Here is a 13,952-nt window from a genome sequence, read left to right as displayed (position 1 = left end):
GCACCGCAGCGCACGTCGCGACGCAGTCCGGCGGTACCGCGCGAGGGAGTTGTGAAGTCAATCGACGTGTTGTTAGCGTAGTTAGCACTCGTGGGAACGCTACTAATAGCGGTGCACGCAGACGGCGTGTAAGTGCCCGCAGCGACGTTGTTGGCCAAATTGGCAACCGCTGCGCCCATGTAGGCTTTGGCTTCACCCAAGCAGGCCGAGTTGGCCGAGCGTTGGGTGTAGTCGCGGTATTGCGGCAGCGCAATTGCCGCCAGAATGCCGATGATCGCGACGACGATCATCAGTTCGATGAGGGTAAAACCTTGTTGGATGCGTTTCATGCGTTTACTCCTTTGTTGGACAGTTTTGTGGCCCCTCCCTGAGGGGCACCAAGATATTAGCATGAAGCGTGCCAGGGCTTGCCATGATGACGGGGTTCTGGCGTTACCGTCGCATTTTGGCCACAGGGGCCCGTTTGCAAAAGCGCCGGAGACGCCGTCAACATCAAAAATTAACGTCAAAAGTTAATGTTCCGGCCGACGAGATCAAAGGGCGATGGCCTCCGCCAGAATCCGCTCGCGCATCGCGTCCGGGACGGTGGCGGCTTCCACCACGTCCACGCGGAAGGGCAGGTCACTCGCTTCCAACGCGTCCAGCAGTGCCAGGCGCTGCGCCCACGGCAGCGGGGATGGGTCCAGGATCAGCAGGTCCACGTCCGAGAACGGTCGCGCGCGGCCCGTGGCGCGGGAGCCAAAGACGGCCACCCGCGCGCCGGGGACGGTGGCGTCCAGCGCACGGCGCAGGGTGGCGCGCTGCGCGTCGGTGAGCTGCAGGGTCCGCGCGGCGGTCATGTGGGGTTGGCTGTCGGGTGATCGCCGTCGCCGATGGCGTCCGCCAAACGGTTGAGCAGGTCCCGCGCGTCACCGGCGAAGGTCTGGGCGACGTTGGCGATCGATTCGGCCTGCGTTTCGTCGTAACCGTGGCGGGTGCGGTTGCGCCAGTCGCGCCAGCGACGCCATGTCAGGGGGTCGGCGATCAGCCCAGCGTCGGCCGCTGCGCGCAGCAAGTCGTTGAAGGAGAGGTCCGCCACCAGCGGCGCAGCGATCGCGCGCTCCATCAGGACACGGCGCAGCAGCCGCACGGCGAGTTCGTAACTGAATTCGAAGGATTGGATGACCCCGGCGCGCAAGTGTGGCTTGCGGCCGGAGTCGTCCGGCTCCGCGTGCCAGTAGTGCAGTGCCCCATCCAGCGCGTCGAGCGCCTTGCGCAGCGGGGTGAGGTCGATCGGCGGCGGTGTCATGGCGGCTATCGTATCGGTTATCCGCCTGGGTGCAAGGTCGCTTGTCAACGCCGGTTTACGCCGCGCGTGCTGACCCCACTCCCAGCCGCTGCATCCCGTAGCGCCGTTTGGCCAGCGTCCAGCCGAGTCGGCGAAGGTTCACGCGCTATGCGTTGCGGGTACGCGAGGGGTTTGGCATCATGATGCACCATCATCACGATGATCAGAGGGGTGACAGTGCGAACGACCATCGATTTGGAGCCGGATGTGCTGGAAGCCGCCAAGGAGCTGGCCCGGCAGCAAAACACGGCGGTGGGCAAGGTGATTTCCCGCTTGGTACGCCAGGCCCTCACGGGTACGGCAACGGCGGCAGCGCCGCAGGGGGACGGCACGGCTGCTTCCGTGGCCGGATTCGTACCCTTCCCGGCCCGGGGAACGGTGGTCACGAATGCGCTGATCGACCGGCTACGTGACGCCGAGGGGGCGTGATGCGGGCGCTGTTAGACGTGAACGTCCTGATCGCGCTGCTCGATGCCGGACATGCCCATCATGCGCGGGCAACCGAGTGGCTGGCGGCGGAGCTTCACCATGGCTGGGCGTCGTGCCCGCTGACGCAAAACGGTTGCCTGCGCATCATGTCGCAGCCCGGATACCCGTCACCGTTGCCAGTGAGAGCGGTGGCCGAGCGGTTGGCCCAGGCGGCGGCGCATCCGTCGTGATCTTGCCCCCGTATTCCCGGACCCGTCCTATTCGCAACGTAACGCCGCGTCCTTGATGGTTGAGCGGCGTGCCTGGGCGGCCTGATGCCGCCGGAACTCTCTGGGTGAACGCATTTTCAACGACGAGTGCGGATGCACCTCGTTGAAGTGCTCGAATGCCGCTGGCAACTGAGCCAGCACGGTGGCCGCATCGCTCAGGTCCATGCGGGCCACGTAGTCGCGCTTGAACGTGTTGACGAAGCTCTCGGCCATGCCGTTGCTCTGCGGACTGCACACCGGCGTGTTGATCGGCTTGAGGCCCAGTGAACGCGCCACTGCTCGGGTCTGGGCTGCGATGTAGGCGCTGCCGTTGTCGCTGAGGAATTCCAGCCTGTGATCAGGGGGCAGCGCCTCCACCGAGCCAAAGCGTTTTTCCACCGCCTCGATCAACATCTCGCGCACCGGCTCACCGGGCAGCCCTTTGCCCTCCCATGCCCGCCAGGCGATCACTTCGCGGTCGCAGCAATCTTTGGTGAACGTGGCGCTCACCGTCTGCCCCGAGTCGCACTTGATCTGCAGCCCATCGGAGCACCAGCGCATATCGCTGCGCCCCACGGCAACGCGACCCTCGTGCTTGCGGCTGCCATGGCGCCGTCGGGCTGCCTTGGGCAGCAACAGCCCGGCCTGGGCCATCACGCGGTAGACCCGTTTGGGGTTGACCCGTGTGCCGCCCTGTGCGCTGCGCTGACGGTTGACCAGGGCACAGGCGCGTCGATACCCGTAGCTGGGCAGATCGGCGATCTGCTCCCGGATCTCAGCCAGCAGCTGCGCATCGCCCGCTGGCGTGCGCCCCTGGCGAGCATCGCGCCAGTCCTCGCGGCGGTGGTGCCGCTCATGCACATGCGAGCGCGCCACGCCCAGCGCCCGGCAGACCGTCTTCATTGGTCGTCCCCGGGCAACAAGGGCGAGCGCGCAATCCACTTTTTTTCGGCGGCGTACTCCACGGCTTCCTTGAGGATTTCGTTCTCCAGGGTCTTCTTGCCCAGCACCCGCTGGAGCTTGGCGATCTCGGCTCGAGCAGCGGCCAGTTCCGAGGCCGGCACAACCGCTTCCCCAGCCCTGACGGCCGTCAGGGCGCCTTGGCGATCGAGCTTTCTCCACTGAAACAGCAAGCTGGCAGCCACACCTTCCTGGCGCGCCACCAGCGACACGCTCATGCCCGGCTCGTAGGTGCGCCGCACCAGCGCGGCTTTCTCCGCAGCAGACCAGCGCCTGCGGCGCTGGTCTTTCAAGATGACTTCAACAGTGTCCGTATGCCTGGTCGTACTCACAGTCCTACTCCTATCCTCAACGATAAGCGATAGGACGGGTCCGGGGATTCAGGGGGCTATCTCACGTCGCACGCTTTCCTGCCGGATGACTACAGTTTGCTGGATGGGATGACCATTGACTGGAGCCGGGTGTTGGGGCACCGGCAAATCACGGATGCCTATCTGCTCGGGTTGGCGGTTCGCCACGGCTGTCGTTTCGTGACGTTTGATGCCCGGGTTCCGGTGGTAGTGATCCAGGGCGCTACGGATCGGCACGTGGTGACGCTGTAACGCTGTTGACGCCCCGGCCCTTACCCGCACCGGCGGCTCACCCCACCCGGAGCCGCTGCATCCAGTAGCGCAGTTTGGCCAGCGTCCAGCCGAGTTCGCGCGCGGTGCGGGATTGGTTCCAGCGGTTGCGCTGCAGCAGGGCTTCCAGCTGGGCACGGGGTAGAGGGGCGTCCGGTGGCTCGGTGGTGGCCGTGGTGTCGCCATCCGGCGCGGGGGCGGTGTCCGAGGGGGCTGCGCCCACCGTGATGGCGGCGGCCGCGCTTTCGGCGGAGACCCCCATGCCGTGGAGGGCGGAGGCCATGTGAGCGCCGGCCCCTGTGCGGTTGGGACTGGTTCCATGCGGGGCTGCGCTGGGTCCTGCGAGAGGCGGCGCGGCGTCGAACCCGGGCAGGGGGAAGGCGTCGGCGTCCAGCACCGCGCCGGGGTGCAGGGCGAGGGCGCGCTCCAGCAGATTTTCCAGCTCACGCACGTTGCCGGGGAAGGGGTACGCGCGCAGGCGGGCCAACGCCGCGTCGGTGAGGGCGGGGACGTGCGGCAGCCCGTCGCGCTGGGTGAGTTGCGCGAGCACCGCGGCGGCAATCGCCTCCAGGTCCTCCGGGTGCTCGCGCAGCGCCGGGGCGCGGATGGGGATGACGTTGAGCCGGTAGTACAGGTCGTGGCGGAACTGGCCGGTCTGCACGAGGCGCTCGAGGTCTTTGTGCGTGGCGCTGACGATGCGAACGTCCACCGGTTCCTCGGCGGTGGCACCGACGGGGCGCACGGCGCGTTCCTGCAGCGCGCGCAGCAGTTTGACCTGCATCGGCAGGGGCAGGTCCGACACTTCGTCGAGGAACAGGGTGCCGCCCGCGGCAGCCTGGAAGAGCCCCAGCTTGTCGCTGTGCGCGCCGGTGAAGGCACCGCGCCGGTGGCCAAAGAGTTCGCTCTCGAGCAGATCGGCGGGAATGGCACCGCAGTTGACCGCCACGAACGGCCCGCTGGCGCGGTGGCTGCAGGCGTGCAGCGCGCGGGCGATGAGCTCCTTGCCGGTGCCGGACTCGCCGGTGACGAGCACGGGGGCCATGGTGCGCGCGACGCGCAGGATGGTGGCGCGCACCGCCTGCATCGCGGGTGAGTCGCCGATGAGGCGCGCAAGCGCGGGCGGGAGAGGGACGCTCTCGGCGGGGGGCGCGCTCCACACGGTAGCGCCGCTGGCGGAGGACATGCGCCGCGGGGTCGCACCTGCAGCGGACGTTTCGGGTGGAAGGGCGATGGCCGAATCGGCACCGGGATCCGTCGCGGCGGGGTGGAGTAGCGGCGGCGTCGTGGTGGAGGGTGGCGGGGACGGTTGAGACCTTGCCGTGTGCGCTGCGGTGGATGCCGCGTGGGGCGACGAGGGGGAAGGTTGGATGGGGGAGCTGACGGAGCCTGCGCCCAAAGGGCTGTGGGCGGCTAAGTCCGGCCCCGGTGCGCCCGCTGCCAACGCGGCCGCCACGGCCTGCCGCAGCCGCGCGGGGGCGACGGGTTTGGTCAGGTAATCGAACGCGCCGGCCTTGAGCGCCTCGACCGCGTTGTCGGCGGAGCCGTAGGCGGTGATGACGATGGCGCGCTCGCTGCGGCCTTCGCGCGCGAGCGCTCGCAGCAGCTCCAGCCCTGTTCCGTCAGGCAGGCGCATGTCGGTGAGGACGACGGCGTAGCGCCGCTCGCGCAGCCGCGCGTGGGCCTGCGCGAGGTCCGGCACGGCTTCGGCGTCCACGCCGGCTTTGACCAGCGCGAGCGTGTAGAGCTGGCGCAGGTCGGGTTCGTCCTCGACGATGAGCAGCGGTGGGGGCGGGGAGGTCATCAGGTGGCTGCATTACGTATCCCCCACTGCTGCACGCAGCGCTTCGACAGCCGCCAGCAGCGGAGGGATTTCGGCGTGTATGGTGTGCCAGAAATCGCGAAGTTCGCGCGCTCACGCATAGATCGCCTCTGACTGCACGCGGTGTCGGATGGCTGGCTTGAGGGCGTCGGGGGTGCTCATGTCGACGGGTGACCCGAGTGCCTGTTGGAGGTGGTCACGCAACTGAAAATAGTTGCGCAGTGTGCGGTGCGCGGGGTCCAGTTCGACCAGCAGGTCGATGTCAGACGATGGCGTGGCGTCGCCGCGCGCCTGGCTGCCGAATAAGGCGATGGCGCGCACGCCAAAGCGTTCGGCCAGCAACGCGCGCTGGCGGCGCAGGGTGTCCAGGATGTCGTCCCGATCCATCGACTCGACCTCGTATCGCAACACGGCACCCAACATCGGGCGGTCAACAGCTGAGCGCTCTTACCTCGAACGCGTGCCCCCAGCGCCCGTCGCGCTGCGCGCGTGTGTACGTCAGCGACGCATGATAGCGCTGGCACAGCCCGTGCGCTTAGCCGTTGTCATCGCTTACCTGCCATCAGGCTGTTCTCAGCCGATCACGCAGCCGCTCGAGTCCCGCGCGCAGTGCGGGGAGGTCGCGCGCCACCACGGGCCAGATGAGGTCGATGTCCAGCGAGAGGTAGTCGTGGACCAGGACATTGCGGAAGCCGGAAATCGCTTTCCAGGGGATCTCCGGTGCGCACAGTCGCGAGGTTTCCGACACGCGCTGGCTCGACTCCGCCATGATTTGCAGGTTGCGGATGACGGCGTCCTGTATCAGGCGGGAGGCGCGAAAAGCGCTTTCGCCGTCGGCCGTGTAATCGGTGATCCGGTCGATGCACTCCAGCATGTGCATGACGTAAACGAGATCCGCCTCGCGTGTTGGTTTCATCGGGTGGCTTTCCGATCCCCCGCTACAGGGGGATCGCCTCCTGTAGGATGCGTTCACGCAACAGCGGATGCAGGGCGCGTACGGAGACCACATCGACTTTGCGGCCAAGAAGCTCCTGCGTCTCCATCAAAAACGCGCCGATGGCCAGCGCGGACGTACCGGGCAGGGGGTCGATGAGCAGGTCGACGTCGCTGTCGCTGGTGGCGTCACCTCGGGCCATCGAACCGAAGAGCTTGAGGGAGCGCACCCCGTGGCGCTGCGCGAGGGCTCGCAGCGCTTCGCGTTGGCGTTCGACGATCGGATCCATGACGGCTTTCCTGATGGCGTACGCGGCGTGGGGTGGCGCAGAATCACGACGACCGCGGGCAGGTGACCTCGAACGCATGCCCCCAGCGCCCGTCGCGCTGCGCGCGTGCGTACGTCAACGTCGCATGATAGCGCTGGCACAGTTCGCGCGACAGGTACAGGCCCAGGCCGCTGGAGCGGCTCTGGGACGTGGCGAAGGGCTCGAACAGGTGCGCGCGCACGGCGGCGGGGATTTCGGGCCCGTCGTTCCAGACGGTGAGGCGGACGTGGGCGCCGTCCCGCGTGGTTTCCACGCGCAGGCTGGCCGGCGCGGCGCTGGCGTGGCGGTCGGCGTTGTCCAGCAGGTTGACGAGCACGCGGCGCAGGTGTTCCGGGTCGAAGGCAATGCGGGCATCCGGCGCCCCGGCGCGGCGCAGCAGCCGCTCGCCCTGTGGGCGTTGGCGCAGCCAGTCGGCAAGGACCGCGTCCACCGTCGCATCGAGCGCGATGGCGGGGGACACCGTGTCCGGCGCTGGGGCGTGGGCGGCTTCGAGCACGTCGTTGACCGTGCGGTCGATGCGCCGCGCGTTTTGCTCGATGAGGGTGAGCAGCTGCCGCTGGGCCGGGGGCGCGTCGTCTTCGAGCAGCAGGGCACTCGCCTGGGCGATCGCGGCCAGCGGATTGCGGATTTCGTGCGCCACGGCGGCCGAGACGCGCCCCATCGCCGCGAGCCGCTCGGTGTGCAGGCGCTGCTCCAGCACCTGCAGGTCGTCCAGAAAGACCACGGCCGCGCCGAGCCGACCGTGTGTGGCGACCGGGTGGATGCGCAGCCGGACCCGGCGTTGCCCGCCGCCGGGCAGGGGCAGCGTCAGGTCCTGGGTGTGCGGCGCGGTGTCGTCATCATCGTCGGCGGTGGCCAGCGCGCCACGCACCCACCCGGCGAGCACGGGCCAGCCGGGGGTGTGGCGCAGCGCCGTCGGCGTTCCTGGGTTTGGGGCGGCGTCGTCCGGCACGCCGAGGATGCGCGCCGCTGCCGGGTTGGCCCACCAGAGGGCCGCGCGCGCGTCGGTGACGACGATGCCCTCCGTCAGGCCGCCGGCGATGTGGCGGTTGATGCGGGCGTGCAGGCGCGCCATGCGCTGGTGGCGCAGCGCCGCGGCGTGCTCGCCCACCAGGCGCGCCGCCAGGTGGTTGGCCAGCAGCGCGATGAGGAACAGCCCGCTGCCGCCCAGCGCGGCCTGGACCCAGGCGGCGGTGTCGGCCACGCCGCGCGCGTCCAGCCACGCCGCGCCGAGCAGCACGAGCGAGCCGGCCGCGGCGCTGCCCAGCGCGAGCAGGCGCGACCCGGCGACCGCGGCCAGCAGCACGGGCCAGACGAGCAGGGGCGTGACGTTGAGGCCGCTGGGCGCGATGAGCTGCAGCGCGGCGAACGCGGCGAGGTCGGCCCAGACGGTCAGCAGCCACTGCGGCGCCGCGGCATGGCCGGGCGCACGCGGGCGCGGCAGGGCCAGCGTGACGGCGGCGAGCCCCAGCCACACCGCCACCACCACCGGCACCCAGACCGGTGCCCCGCCGCGCCACCAGACCGTGGTCAAGAGCGCCAACAGTGCGCCCGCGACGAACACCCGCGCCGCCATCAGGTTGCGCCACAGGCGCGGCGACAAGGGGTCGTCTTCGGGGAGGCCGCCGCCGGGGTCGGCGTCGGCCTGCAGCGGGGCGTACCACGAGGGCGCGAAGATGGAGGCGCCCGCGGCGTTCGGGGCAGTATCAGCCTTCGGCGAGGCGGCGGTGTTCATCGCTGCAGTAGGGCCCAAGCGCGCCGCGCACCGCGTCGGCCGCGGGCAGGTGCACGCCGCAGTGGCGGCAGCGGACCATCGGGGCCGGCGCCGCCGCCTGGGCCGGGCCAGGCGGCGGGGCCGGGCGGGGGCGCTGCGCGCGGCGTTTCTCCAGCCGCTGCTGGCGCCACCAGAGGTAGCCCAGTACGACGACGGCGATGACGAGCAGCCACTTGACCATCGCGGAGAACCCTCAGACGCCGCGGCGCAGGATGACCTCGAGCACGAAGTGCGAGCCCACGTAACCCAGCAGCAGCAGGCCGCCGGCTGCATAGAGCATGCGCACCGCGAGCCGCCCGCGCCAGCCCCAGCGCCAGCGGCCCCACAGTAGCACCGCGAGCACCACCCACGACAGCGCGGTGAAGACCGTTTTGTGCGTGATCCAGCCAGCCGCGGGCCGCAGCAGCTCGGTGAAATACCACCCCGCCAGCAGCGTCAGCGTCAGCAGCGCAAACGCCCCCCAGACGAAGCGAAACGTCAACCGCTCCAGCGTCAGCAGCGGCAGCGCGGGGGCGGTGCCGCCGCGGCGGATGGTCTGCTCGGTGCGCTGCATCATCCACGCGTGCGCGACCGCCACCCCCAGCAGCCCATAGGAGGCAAAACCCAGCGCCCAGTGCAGCGGCAGCCAGGGGCTGGCCAGCGCGGGGTAGGCCGTTCCCGGAAAAAAGAGCGCCAGCAGCACCGCGGGCACACCCAGCCCCGCGAGCGTCCAGCGCGTCGCGAGCGCGGGGTACAGGCGCGTCTCCAGCGCGTAGACGGCGAGCACCAGCCACGCCGTGACCGACAGCGTGGGCGCGAAGCCAAAGCGCACCGGCGACGCGGAAAACGACGCGACCAGCGCCAGCCCGTGCAGCACGACGGTGGCCAGCGTCAATGCGGTCGTCGCGGAGCGCCGCAGCCGTGCGCCGGCCGCTGCCAGGCCCGCGTAGCCCGCCGCTGCGGCCAGCGCGGGCGCGACCATCCACCAAGGGCTCGCCGGTACAATCATCCGCTTAGTGTAACGAAGGCTCAGCCCCCCGATGGCCTCTGCCCTGACCGAAAAACTGTCGCGCCTGGTCAAAGAAATCCGCGGCCAGGCCCGCATCACCGAAGGCAACGTGCAGGACATGCTGCGCGAGGTGCGCATGGCGCTGCTCGAAGCCGACGTGGCGCTGCCGGTGGTGCGCGACTTCATCGCCCGCGTCAAGGAAAAGGCGCTGGGGCAGGAGGTCGTCGGGTCGCTCACGCCGGGCCAAGCGCTGGTGGGCATCATCCACCGCGAGCTCGCCGCGACGATGGGCGAGGGCGTGGCCGACGTGAACCTCGCGACGCAGCCGCCGGCGGTGATCCTGATGGCGGGCCTGCAGGGCGCGGGCAAGACGACGACCACGGCCAAGCTGGCCAAGTGGCTGATCGAGCGGCGCAAGAAGAAGGTGCTCACCGTCAGCGGCGACGTGTACCGGCCCGCCGCGATCGAGCAGCTCAAGACCGTCACGCGCCAGGCGGGGGCAGAGTGGTTCCCGAGCACGCCGGATCAGCGGCCGCTCGACATCGCGCGCGCGGCGCTGGATTACGCGCGTAAGCGCTACTTCGACGTGCTGATCGTCGACACGGCCGGGCGGCTCGCGATCGACGAGGCGATGATGCGCGAGATCCAGGCGCTGCACGCCGAGCTCAAGCCGGTCGAGACGCTGTTCGTCGTCGACGCGATGCAGGGCCAGGACGCGGTCAACACGGCCAAGGCCTTTGCCGAGGCGCTGCCGCTGACGGGCATCGTACTGACCAAGCTGGACGGTGACTCGCGCGGCGGCGCGGCGCTGTCGGTGCGCGCGGTCACCGGTGCGCCGATCAAGTTCGCGGGCGTGAGCGAAAAGATCGACGGGCTGGAACTGTTCGACACCGAACGGCACGCGGGGCGCGTGCTGGGCATGGGCGACATCGTCGCGCTGGTGGAGCAGGTCACGGCCGGCGTCGACCTGCAGCAGGCGCAGAAGCTCGCGGCCAAGGTCAAGAGCGGTGGCTTCGACCTGGAGGATTTTCTCGAGCAGATCCGCCAGATGAAGAAGATGGGGGGCTTGAGCACCCTGCTGGACAAGCTGCCGACGCAACTGGCCGCCAAGGCGGGCGAGGCCGACCTGCAGCGCGCCGAGAAGGACATTCGCCGTAAGGAAGGCATCATCTGCGCGATGACGCCGCAGGAGCGCCGCCACCCGGAGATCATCAAGGCCAGCCGCAAGCGCCGCATCGCCGCCGGTGCGGGCGTGCAGGTGCAGGAGGTCAACCGCCTGCTCAAGGAGTTCGAGCAGATGCAGGCGATGATGAAGAAGATGAAGGGCGGCGGCCTGATGAAGATGATGCGGCGGCTGGGCGGCATGAAGGGCCTGCCCGGACTGCTCGGGATGTGACGCCGCAGCTCCTGTGCGGGTCGGCACAGGGGCGATTGATCCAGCGCAAGCGCCACCGGCGCGGGTCGGCGTAGCATCGCGGCACTGTGTGGATGCTGGAAATCATGCTGAGCGCCGTGGCGCTGGCGGCCGCTTTGGTCGTGCGGCCGTGGCGGCTGCTGCGCGGGCCGCTGCTCGGGCCGGCGCTGGCGGCCTTGGTGCTGCTGCCGTGGTTTTGGCTGCTGCCGCAAAAACTGCCGGCCGGCATGGCGGTGCAGTTCTCCGGCGCGAGCCTGCTGGTGCTGATGCTGGGCTGGCCGCTGGCAGTGCCGGTGCTGGCGCTGGTGGCGCTGGCGGTGTGGGCGATCGGGGGCACGTCCGCCGAGGCCGTGCTGTCGCAATGGGTGTGGGTGGGCCTGGTGCCGGCGACGCTGGCGCTGGCGATCGGCGCGGCGCTGCGGCGCTGGCTGCCGCCCAACGTGTTCATCTACACGCTGGGTCGCGGGTTCCTGGGCACGGCGGTAGCGCTGTTCGCCTCCGGCGCGCTGTACGAGGGCATCCACCACCTGATGGGCGGCGTCACGCTGCACGAGGCGCTGGTGGCGCGCTGGCTGATGGCGTGGGGGGATGCGTTCCTGACCGGCTTGTTCGCCGCGGTATTCGTCGCCTTTGCGCCGCAGTGGCTGGCCACGTGGTCCGACGAGCGCTATCTGCGCCCGCCTGCGCGGTGAGCCGCACCCGCCCGCGGGTGTCGCACGGCGTGGATGGCTTGCCTACAATGGCCGCATGACCCGACCAGCCGATGCATGGACGCGACTCGACCCCCGGGATCGGGAGGCGCTGCGGCGGATTTTGCTGCCGCTGGTGCAGCGCCACGGGGCGGAAGTGTGGCTGTTTGGTTCCCGGGCGCGGGGCGATGCCCGCCGGGGATCGGACATCGACGTGGCGCTGGTGGCGCCGCAGCCGCTGCCGCGGGATGCGCTGGCGCGCGTGCGCGAGGCGCTGGAGGAGTCGCCCATTCCTTTCCGGGTGGATGTGGTCGATTACCGGTCGGCCTCCGAGCCGCTGCGCCGTGCGATCGACACCGAGGGGGAGGCGTGGAAGATCGGCTGACCCGGCGTCTGGACGTCGCGCGGCGTGCTTTGGTGTCGCTGCAGGCGTTGGCGCAGGAGCCGCCCTCGCCGATCATTCGCGACGCGTCGATCCAGCGGTTCGAATACACCTTCGAGGCGATCTGGAAAGCGGCGCAGGCCGTGCTTCGCGACCGCTTCGGAGTCGAGCTGGCGTCGCCCAAGCCCATCATCCGCGCATCGCTGGAAAACGGCCTGCTCGACGAGGAGGAGGCGCGGCTGGCCCTGGCGATGGTCGATCACCGCAACCTCACCGCGCACACGTACGACGAGGCGCTGGCTGACGAGATTTTTGCGGCGCTGCCGCGTTACCGGTCGTTGATGCAGGTCTGGCTGGAGCGGCTCGCGCGCTCGTAGGTCACGAAGGCGAACGGCAGGCCGTTGGCGCTGACGTGGGGCTCGCGCGCGGTTTCACGCCAGTTAGGCCCCAGCACCGGGGCGTGCGCGTCGCCGTCGAAGGCGCGGCCGATTTCCGTGACGACGGCGCGCTGCGCGAGTGGCTCGGCCTGTGCATACACCTGCGCGCCGCCGATGACCCAGACCTCTGCGGGCGGCTGGCCGTCCGCGCCGCGCAGCGCGCGGCAGTGGGCGAGTGCCTCGTCCAGGCTGCCCGCCGGCACCGCGCCCGCGTCGCGCAGCGCTGCAGCCGTGGCCGGGTCGCGCGTCAGCACCAGATTGACCCGCCCGGGCAGTGGCCGAAAGCGCGGCGGCAGCGACGCCCACGTGGTGCGGCCCATGATGACCGGACAGCCGTGCGTGAGGCGGCGGAAATGCGCCAGGTCTTCCGGCAGGTGCCAGGGCAGAGCAGGCACCCCGTCGCGGGTGCAGCCGATGACACCATTGGCGGCGCGGGCGAAGATCAGGTTGAGTCGCATGGCGGCGCGCAGCATACCGCAGCGTTCCCCCGGTGGGGGCCCCGTGCCCGACAATGGCGGCATGAACGCATGGTTCCAGCGGTTGGGGTTGCGCCTGCCCATCATCCAGGCGCCGATGGCGGGGGCGCAGGACAGCGCGCTCGCGCTGGCCGTCACCGCGGCGGGTGGGCTGGGGTCGCTGCCGGCGGCGACGCTGTCGGCGCCGGCCTTGCGGGCTGAGCTGGAGCGGCTGCGCGCTGCGGCCCAGGGGCCGTACGCGGTGAATTTTTTCTGTCACACGCCGCCGGCGCACGACCCGGCGCGTGAGGCGGCGCGTGAGGCGGCGTGGATGGCGCGGCTGGCGCCGCACTACCACGACGCAGGCCTGACCCCGCCCGACGGGCCGGCAGTGGCGGCGCGCGCCCCGTTCGACGCGGCGGTCGCCGAGCTGGTGGCGGCGTTTCGGCCGCCGGTGGTGAGTTTTCATTTCGGGCTGCCGGCGCCGGAGCTGCTCGCGTTCGTCAAGTCGTGGGGCGCGGTGGTCCTGTCGTCCGCCACGACGGTGGAGGAGGCGCGCTGGCTGGAGCGGCACGGGGCGGACGCCATCATCGCCCAGGGGCTTGAGGCGGGCGGACACCGCGGCATGTTCCTCAGCGACGACCTGAGCACGCAGGTGGGGACGATGGCTCTGCTGCCCCAGGTCGTGCGGGCGGTGCGCGTGCCGGTGATCGCCGCCGGCGGGATCGCGGATGCGCGCGGCGTGGCCGCGGCGCGCGCGCTGGGGGCGGCCGCGGTGCAGGTGGGGACGGCCTACCTGTTGTGCCCGGAGGCGACCCCGCACCCGCTGCACCGGGCGGCGTTGCAAAGTCCCGCCGCAGCGCACACGGCGCTGACCAACGTGTTCACGGGGCGGCCGGCGCGCGGCATCGTCAACCACGCGATGCGCGCGCTCGCCACTGGGCCGCTGGGGTGGTGCGCGGACGCACCGGCGTTCCCGCTGGCGGCGCACGGGATCGCGCCGTTGCGCGCGCACGCCGAGGCGGCCGGGCGCGATGACTGGACGCCGCTGTGGGCCGGTCAGGCTGCGCCGCTGTGCCGGCCGCAGCCCGCGGCCGCGCTGACGCAGGCGCTGGCCGTGGGCTGGCCCCCGTAAAATGAAGGGTTAC

The 13,952-nt window shown here is 70.4% G+C and carries 18 protein-coding genes and 1 pseudogene; 7 read left to right on the top strand and 12 right to left on the bottom strand.

Features of this window, described 5'->3' with window-relative positions; all coding sequences use genetic code 11:
• Window positions 1-217: 217 nt before the first annotated feature.
• The 3 genes and pseudogenes from LCC91_RS13960 to LCC91_RS08805 form a co-directional block, all read right to left on the bottom strand.
• A pseudogene (locus LCC91_RS13960) lies at window positions 218-329 on the bottom strand (prepilin-type N-terminal cleavage/methylation domain-containing protein); the annotation flags it as partial.
• 204 nt (window positions 330-533) lie between these two features.
• Window positions 534-839 carry a nucleotidyltransferase family protein gene (locus LCC91_RS08810; protein ID WP_043702191.1) on the bottom strand — a complete coding sequence of 102 codons (306 nt, stop codon included), beginning with the start codon at window positions 837-839 and terminating at the stop codon, window positions 534-536.
• Window positions 836-1,288 carry an HI0074 family nucleotidyltransferase substrate-binding subunit gene (locus LCC91_RS08805; RefSeq protein ID WP_052231658.1) on the bottom strand — a complete coding sequence of 151 codons (453 nt, stop codon included), beginning with the start codon at window positions 1,286-1,288 and terminating at the stop codon, window positions 836-838. Before LCC91_RS08805 ends, LCC91_RS08810 begins: the two co-directional genes overlap by 4 nt.
• A gap of 216 nt (window positions 1,289-1,504) precedes the next feature.
• Here LCC91_RS08805 and LCC91_RS08800 point away from each other — a divergent pair, with 216 nt between their 5' ends.
• Entirely contained in the window at window positions 1,505-1,756 is a 252-nt protein-coding gene (locus tag LCC91_RS08800; protein ID WP_043702202.1) for a hypothetical protein, read from the top strand.
• The gene (locus LCC91_RS08795; protein WP_224440895.1) at window positions 1,756-1,986 is read left to right on the top strand and encodes a PIN domain-containing protein; all 231 of its coding nucleotides are present in this window, start codon (window positions 1,756-1,758) and stop codon (window positions 1,984-1,986) included. Before LCC91_RS08800 ends, LCC91_RS08795 begins: the two co-directional genes overlap by 1 nt.
• A gap of 27 nt (window positions 1,987-2,013) precedes the next feature.
• On the opposite strand, the gene LCC91_RS08790 is transcribed toward LCC91_RS08795, so the two are convergent.
• The 8 genes from LCC91_RS08790 to LCC91_RS08755 all read right to left on the bottom strand — a co-directional run bounded on the left by LCC91_RS08790 (window position 2,014) and on the right by LCC91_RS08755 (window position 9,427).
• A protein-coding gene (locus LCC91_RS08790) for an IS3 family transposase (RefSeq protein WP_224440894.1) occupies window positions 2,014-3,296 on the bottom strand; the annotation gives its coding sequence in 2 pieces (ribosomal slippage) (window positions 2,014-2,960 and window positions 2,960-3,296; 1,284 coding nt in all).
• Window positions 3,297-3,603: 307 nt separating this feature from the next.
• Window positions 3,604-5,385 carry a sigma-54-dependent transcriptional regulator gene (locus tag LCC91_RS08785; protein WP_043698435.1) on the bottom strand — a complete coding sequence of 594 codons (1,782 nt, stop codon included), beginning with the start codon at window positions 5,383-5,385 and terminating at the stop codon, window positions 3,604-3,606.
• A 111-nt stretch (window positions 5,386-5,496) separates the two neighbouring features.
• On the bottom strand, window positions 5,497-5,814 hold the full coding sequence (locus tag LCC91_RS08780) for a nucleotidyltransferase family protein (protein ID WP_221934162.1): 318 nt from the start codon (window positions 5,812-5,814) through the stop codon (window positions 5,497-5,499).
• 151 nt (window positions 5,815-5,965) lie between these two features.
• Window positions 5,966-6,319: a HepT-like ribonuclease domain-containing protein gene (locus LCC91_RS08775; RefSeq protein WP_043698438.1), complete on the bottom strand. Its 354-nt coding sequence runs from the start codon at window positions 6,317-6,319 to the stop codon at window positions 5,966-5,968.
• Window positions 6,320-6,341: 22 nt separating this feature from the next.
• Window positions 6,342-6,626, bottom strand: coding sequence for a nucleotidyltransferase family protein (locus LCC91_RS08770; RefSeq protein WP_043698441.1), 285 nt, complete (start codon window positions 6,624-6,626; stop codon window positions 6,342-6,344).
• Between the two features lie 43 nt (window positions 6,627-6,669).
• Window positions 6,670-8,400 carry a sensor histidine kinase gene (locus LCC91_RS08765; protein WP_143898468.1) on the bottom strand — a complete coding sequence of 577 codons (1,731 nt, stop codon included), beginning with the start codon at window positions 8,398-8,400 and terminating at the stop codon, window positions 6,670-6,672.
• Window positions 8,372-8,620 carry a PP0621 family protein gene (locus LCC91_RS08760; RefSeq protein ID WP_058615707.1) on the bottom strand — a complete coding sequence of 83 codons (249 nt, stop codon included), beginning with the start codon at window positions 8,618-8,620 and terminating at the stop codon, window positions 8,372-8,374. Before LCC91_RS08760 ends, LCC91_RS08765 begins: the two co-directional genes overlap by 29 nt.
• Window positions 8,621-8,632: 12 nt before the next feature.
• Window positions 8,633-9,427 carry a cytochrome C assembly family protein gene (locus LCC91_RS08755; protein WP_058615706.1) on the bottom strand — a complete coding sequence of 265 codons (795 nt, stop codon included), beginning with the start codon at window positions 9,425-9,427 and terminating at the stop codon, window positions 8,633-8,635.
• Between the two features lie 31 nt (window positions 9,428-9,458).
• Here LCC91_RS08755 and ffh point away from each other — a divergent pair, with 31 nt between their 5' ends.
• The 4 genes from ffh to LCC91_RS08735 all read left to right on the top strand — a co-directional run bounded on the left by ffh (window position 9,459) and on the right by LCC91_RS08735 (window position 12,289).
• On the top strand, window positions 9,459-10,823 hold the full coding sequence (ffh, locus tag LCC91_RS08750; RefSeq protein ID WP_143898466.1) for a signal recognition particle protein: 1,365 nt from the start codon (window positions 9,459-9,461) through the stop codon (window positions 10,821-10,823).
• 92 nt (window positions 10,824-10,915) lie between these two features.
• A complete protein-coding gene (locus LCC91_RS08745; protein ID WP_143898464.1) occupies window positions 10,916-11,533 on the top strand; it encodes a hypothetical protein in 618 nt (205 codons plus the stop codon).
• 55 nt (window positions 11,534-11,588) lie between these two features.
• Window positions 11,589-11,915, top strand: coding sequence for a nucleotidyltransferase family protein (locus LCC91_RS08740; protein ID WP_143898463.1), 327 nt, complete (start codon window positions 11,589-11,591; stop codon window positions 11,913-11,915).
• Window positions 11,900-12,289, top strand: coding sequence for an HI0074 family nucleotidyltransferase substrate-binding subunit (locus tag LCC91_RS08735; RefSeq protein ID WP_143898461.1), 390 nt, complete (start codon window positions 11,900-11,902; stop codon window positions 12,287-12,289). Before LCC91_RS08740 ends, LCC91_RS08735 begins: the two co-directional genes overlap by 16 nt.
• Here the strand turns inward: LCC91_RS08735 and LCC91_RS08730 are convergent.
• Window positions 12,241-12,807 (bottom strand): dihydrofolate reductase, encoded by a 567-nt coding sequence (locus LCC91_RS08730; RefSeq protein ID WP_058615753.1) that lies wholly within the window; start codon window positions 12,805-12,807, stop codon window positions 12,241-12,243. The two genes, LCC91_RS08735 and LCC91_RS08730, sit on opposite strands and share 49 nt — an antisense overlap.
• A 61-nt stretch (window positions 12,808-12,868) precedes the next feature.
• Between LCC91_RS08730 and LCC91_RS08725 the strand changes: the two genes are divergently transcribed.
• Window positions 12,869-13,939, top strand: coding sequence for an NAD(P)H-dependent flavin oxidoreductase (locus LCC91_RS08725; RefSeq protein WP_143898459.1), 1,071 nt, complete (start codon window positions 12,869-12,871; stop codon window positions 13,937-13,939).
• Window positions 13,940-13,952 lie beyond the last annotated feature (13 nt).

The sequence above is a fragment of the Tepidimonas taiwanensis genome (assembly GCF_020162115.1).
Classification (GTDB): Bacteria; Pseudomonadota; Gammaproteobacteria; order Burkholderiales; family Burkholderiaceae_C; genus Tepidimonas; species Tepidimonas taiwanensis.
This window is presented reverse-complemented; position numbering and strand designations above follow the sequence as displayed.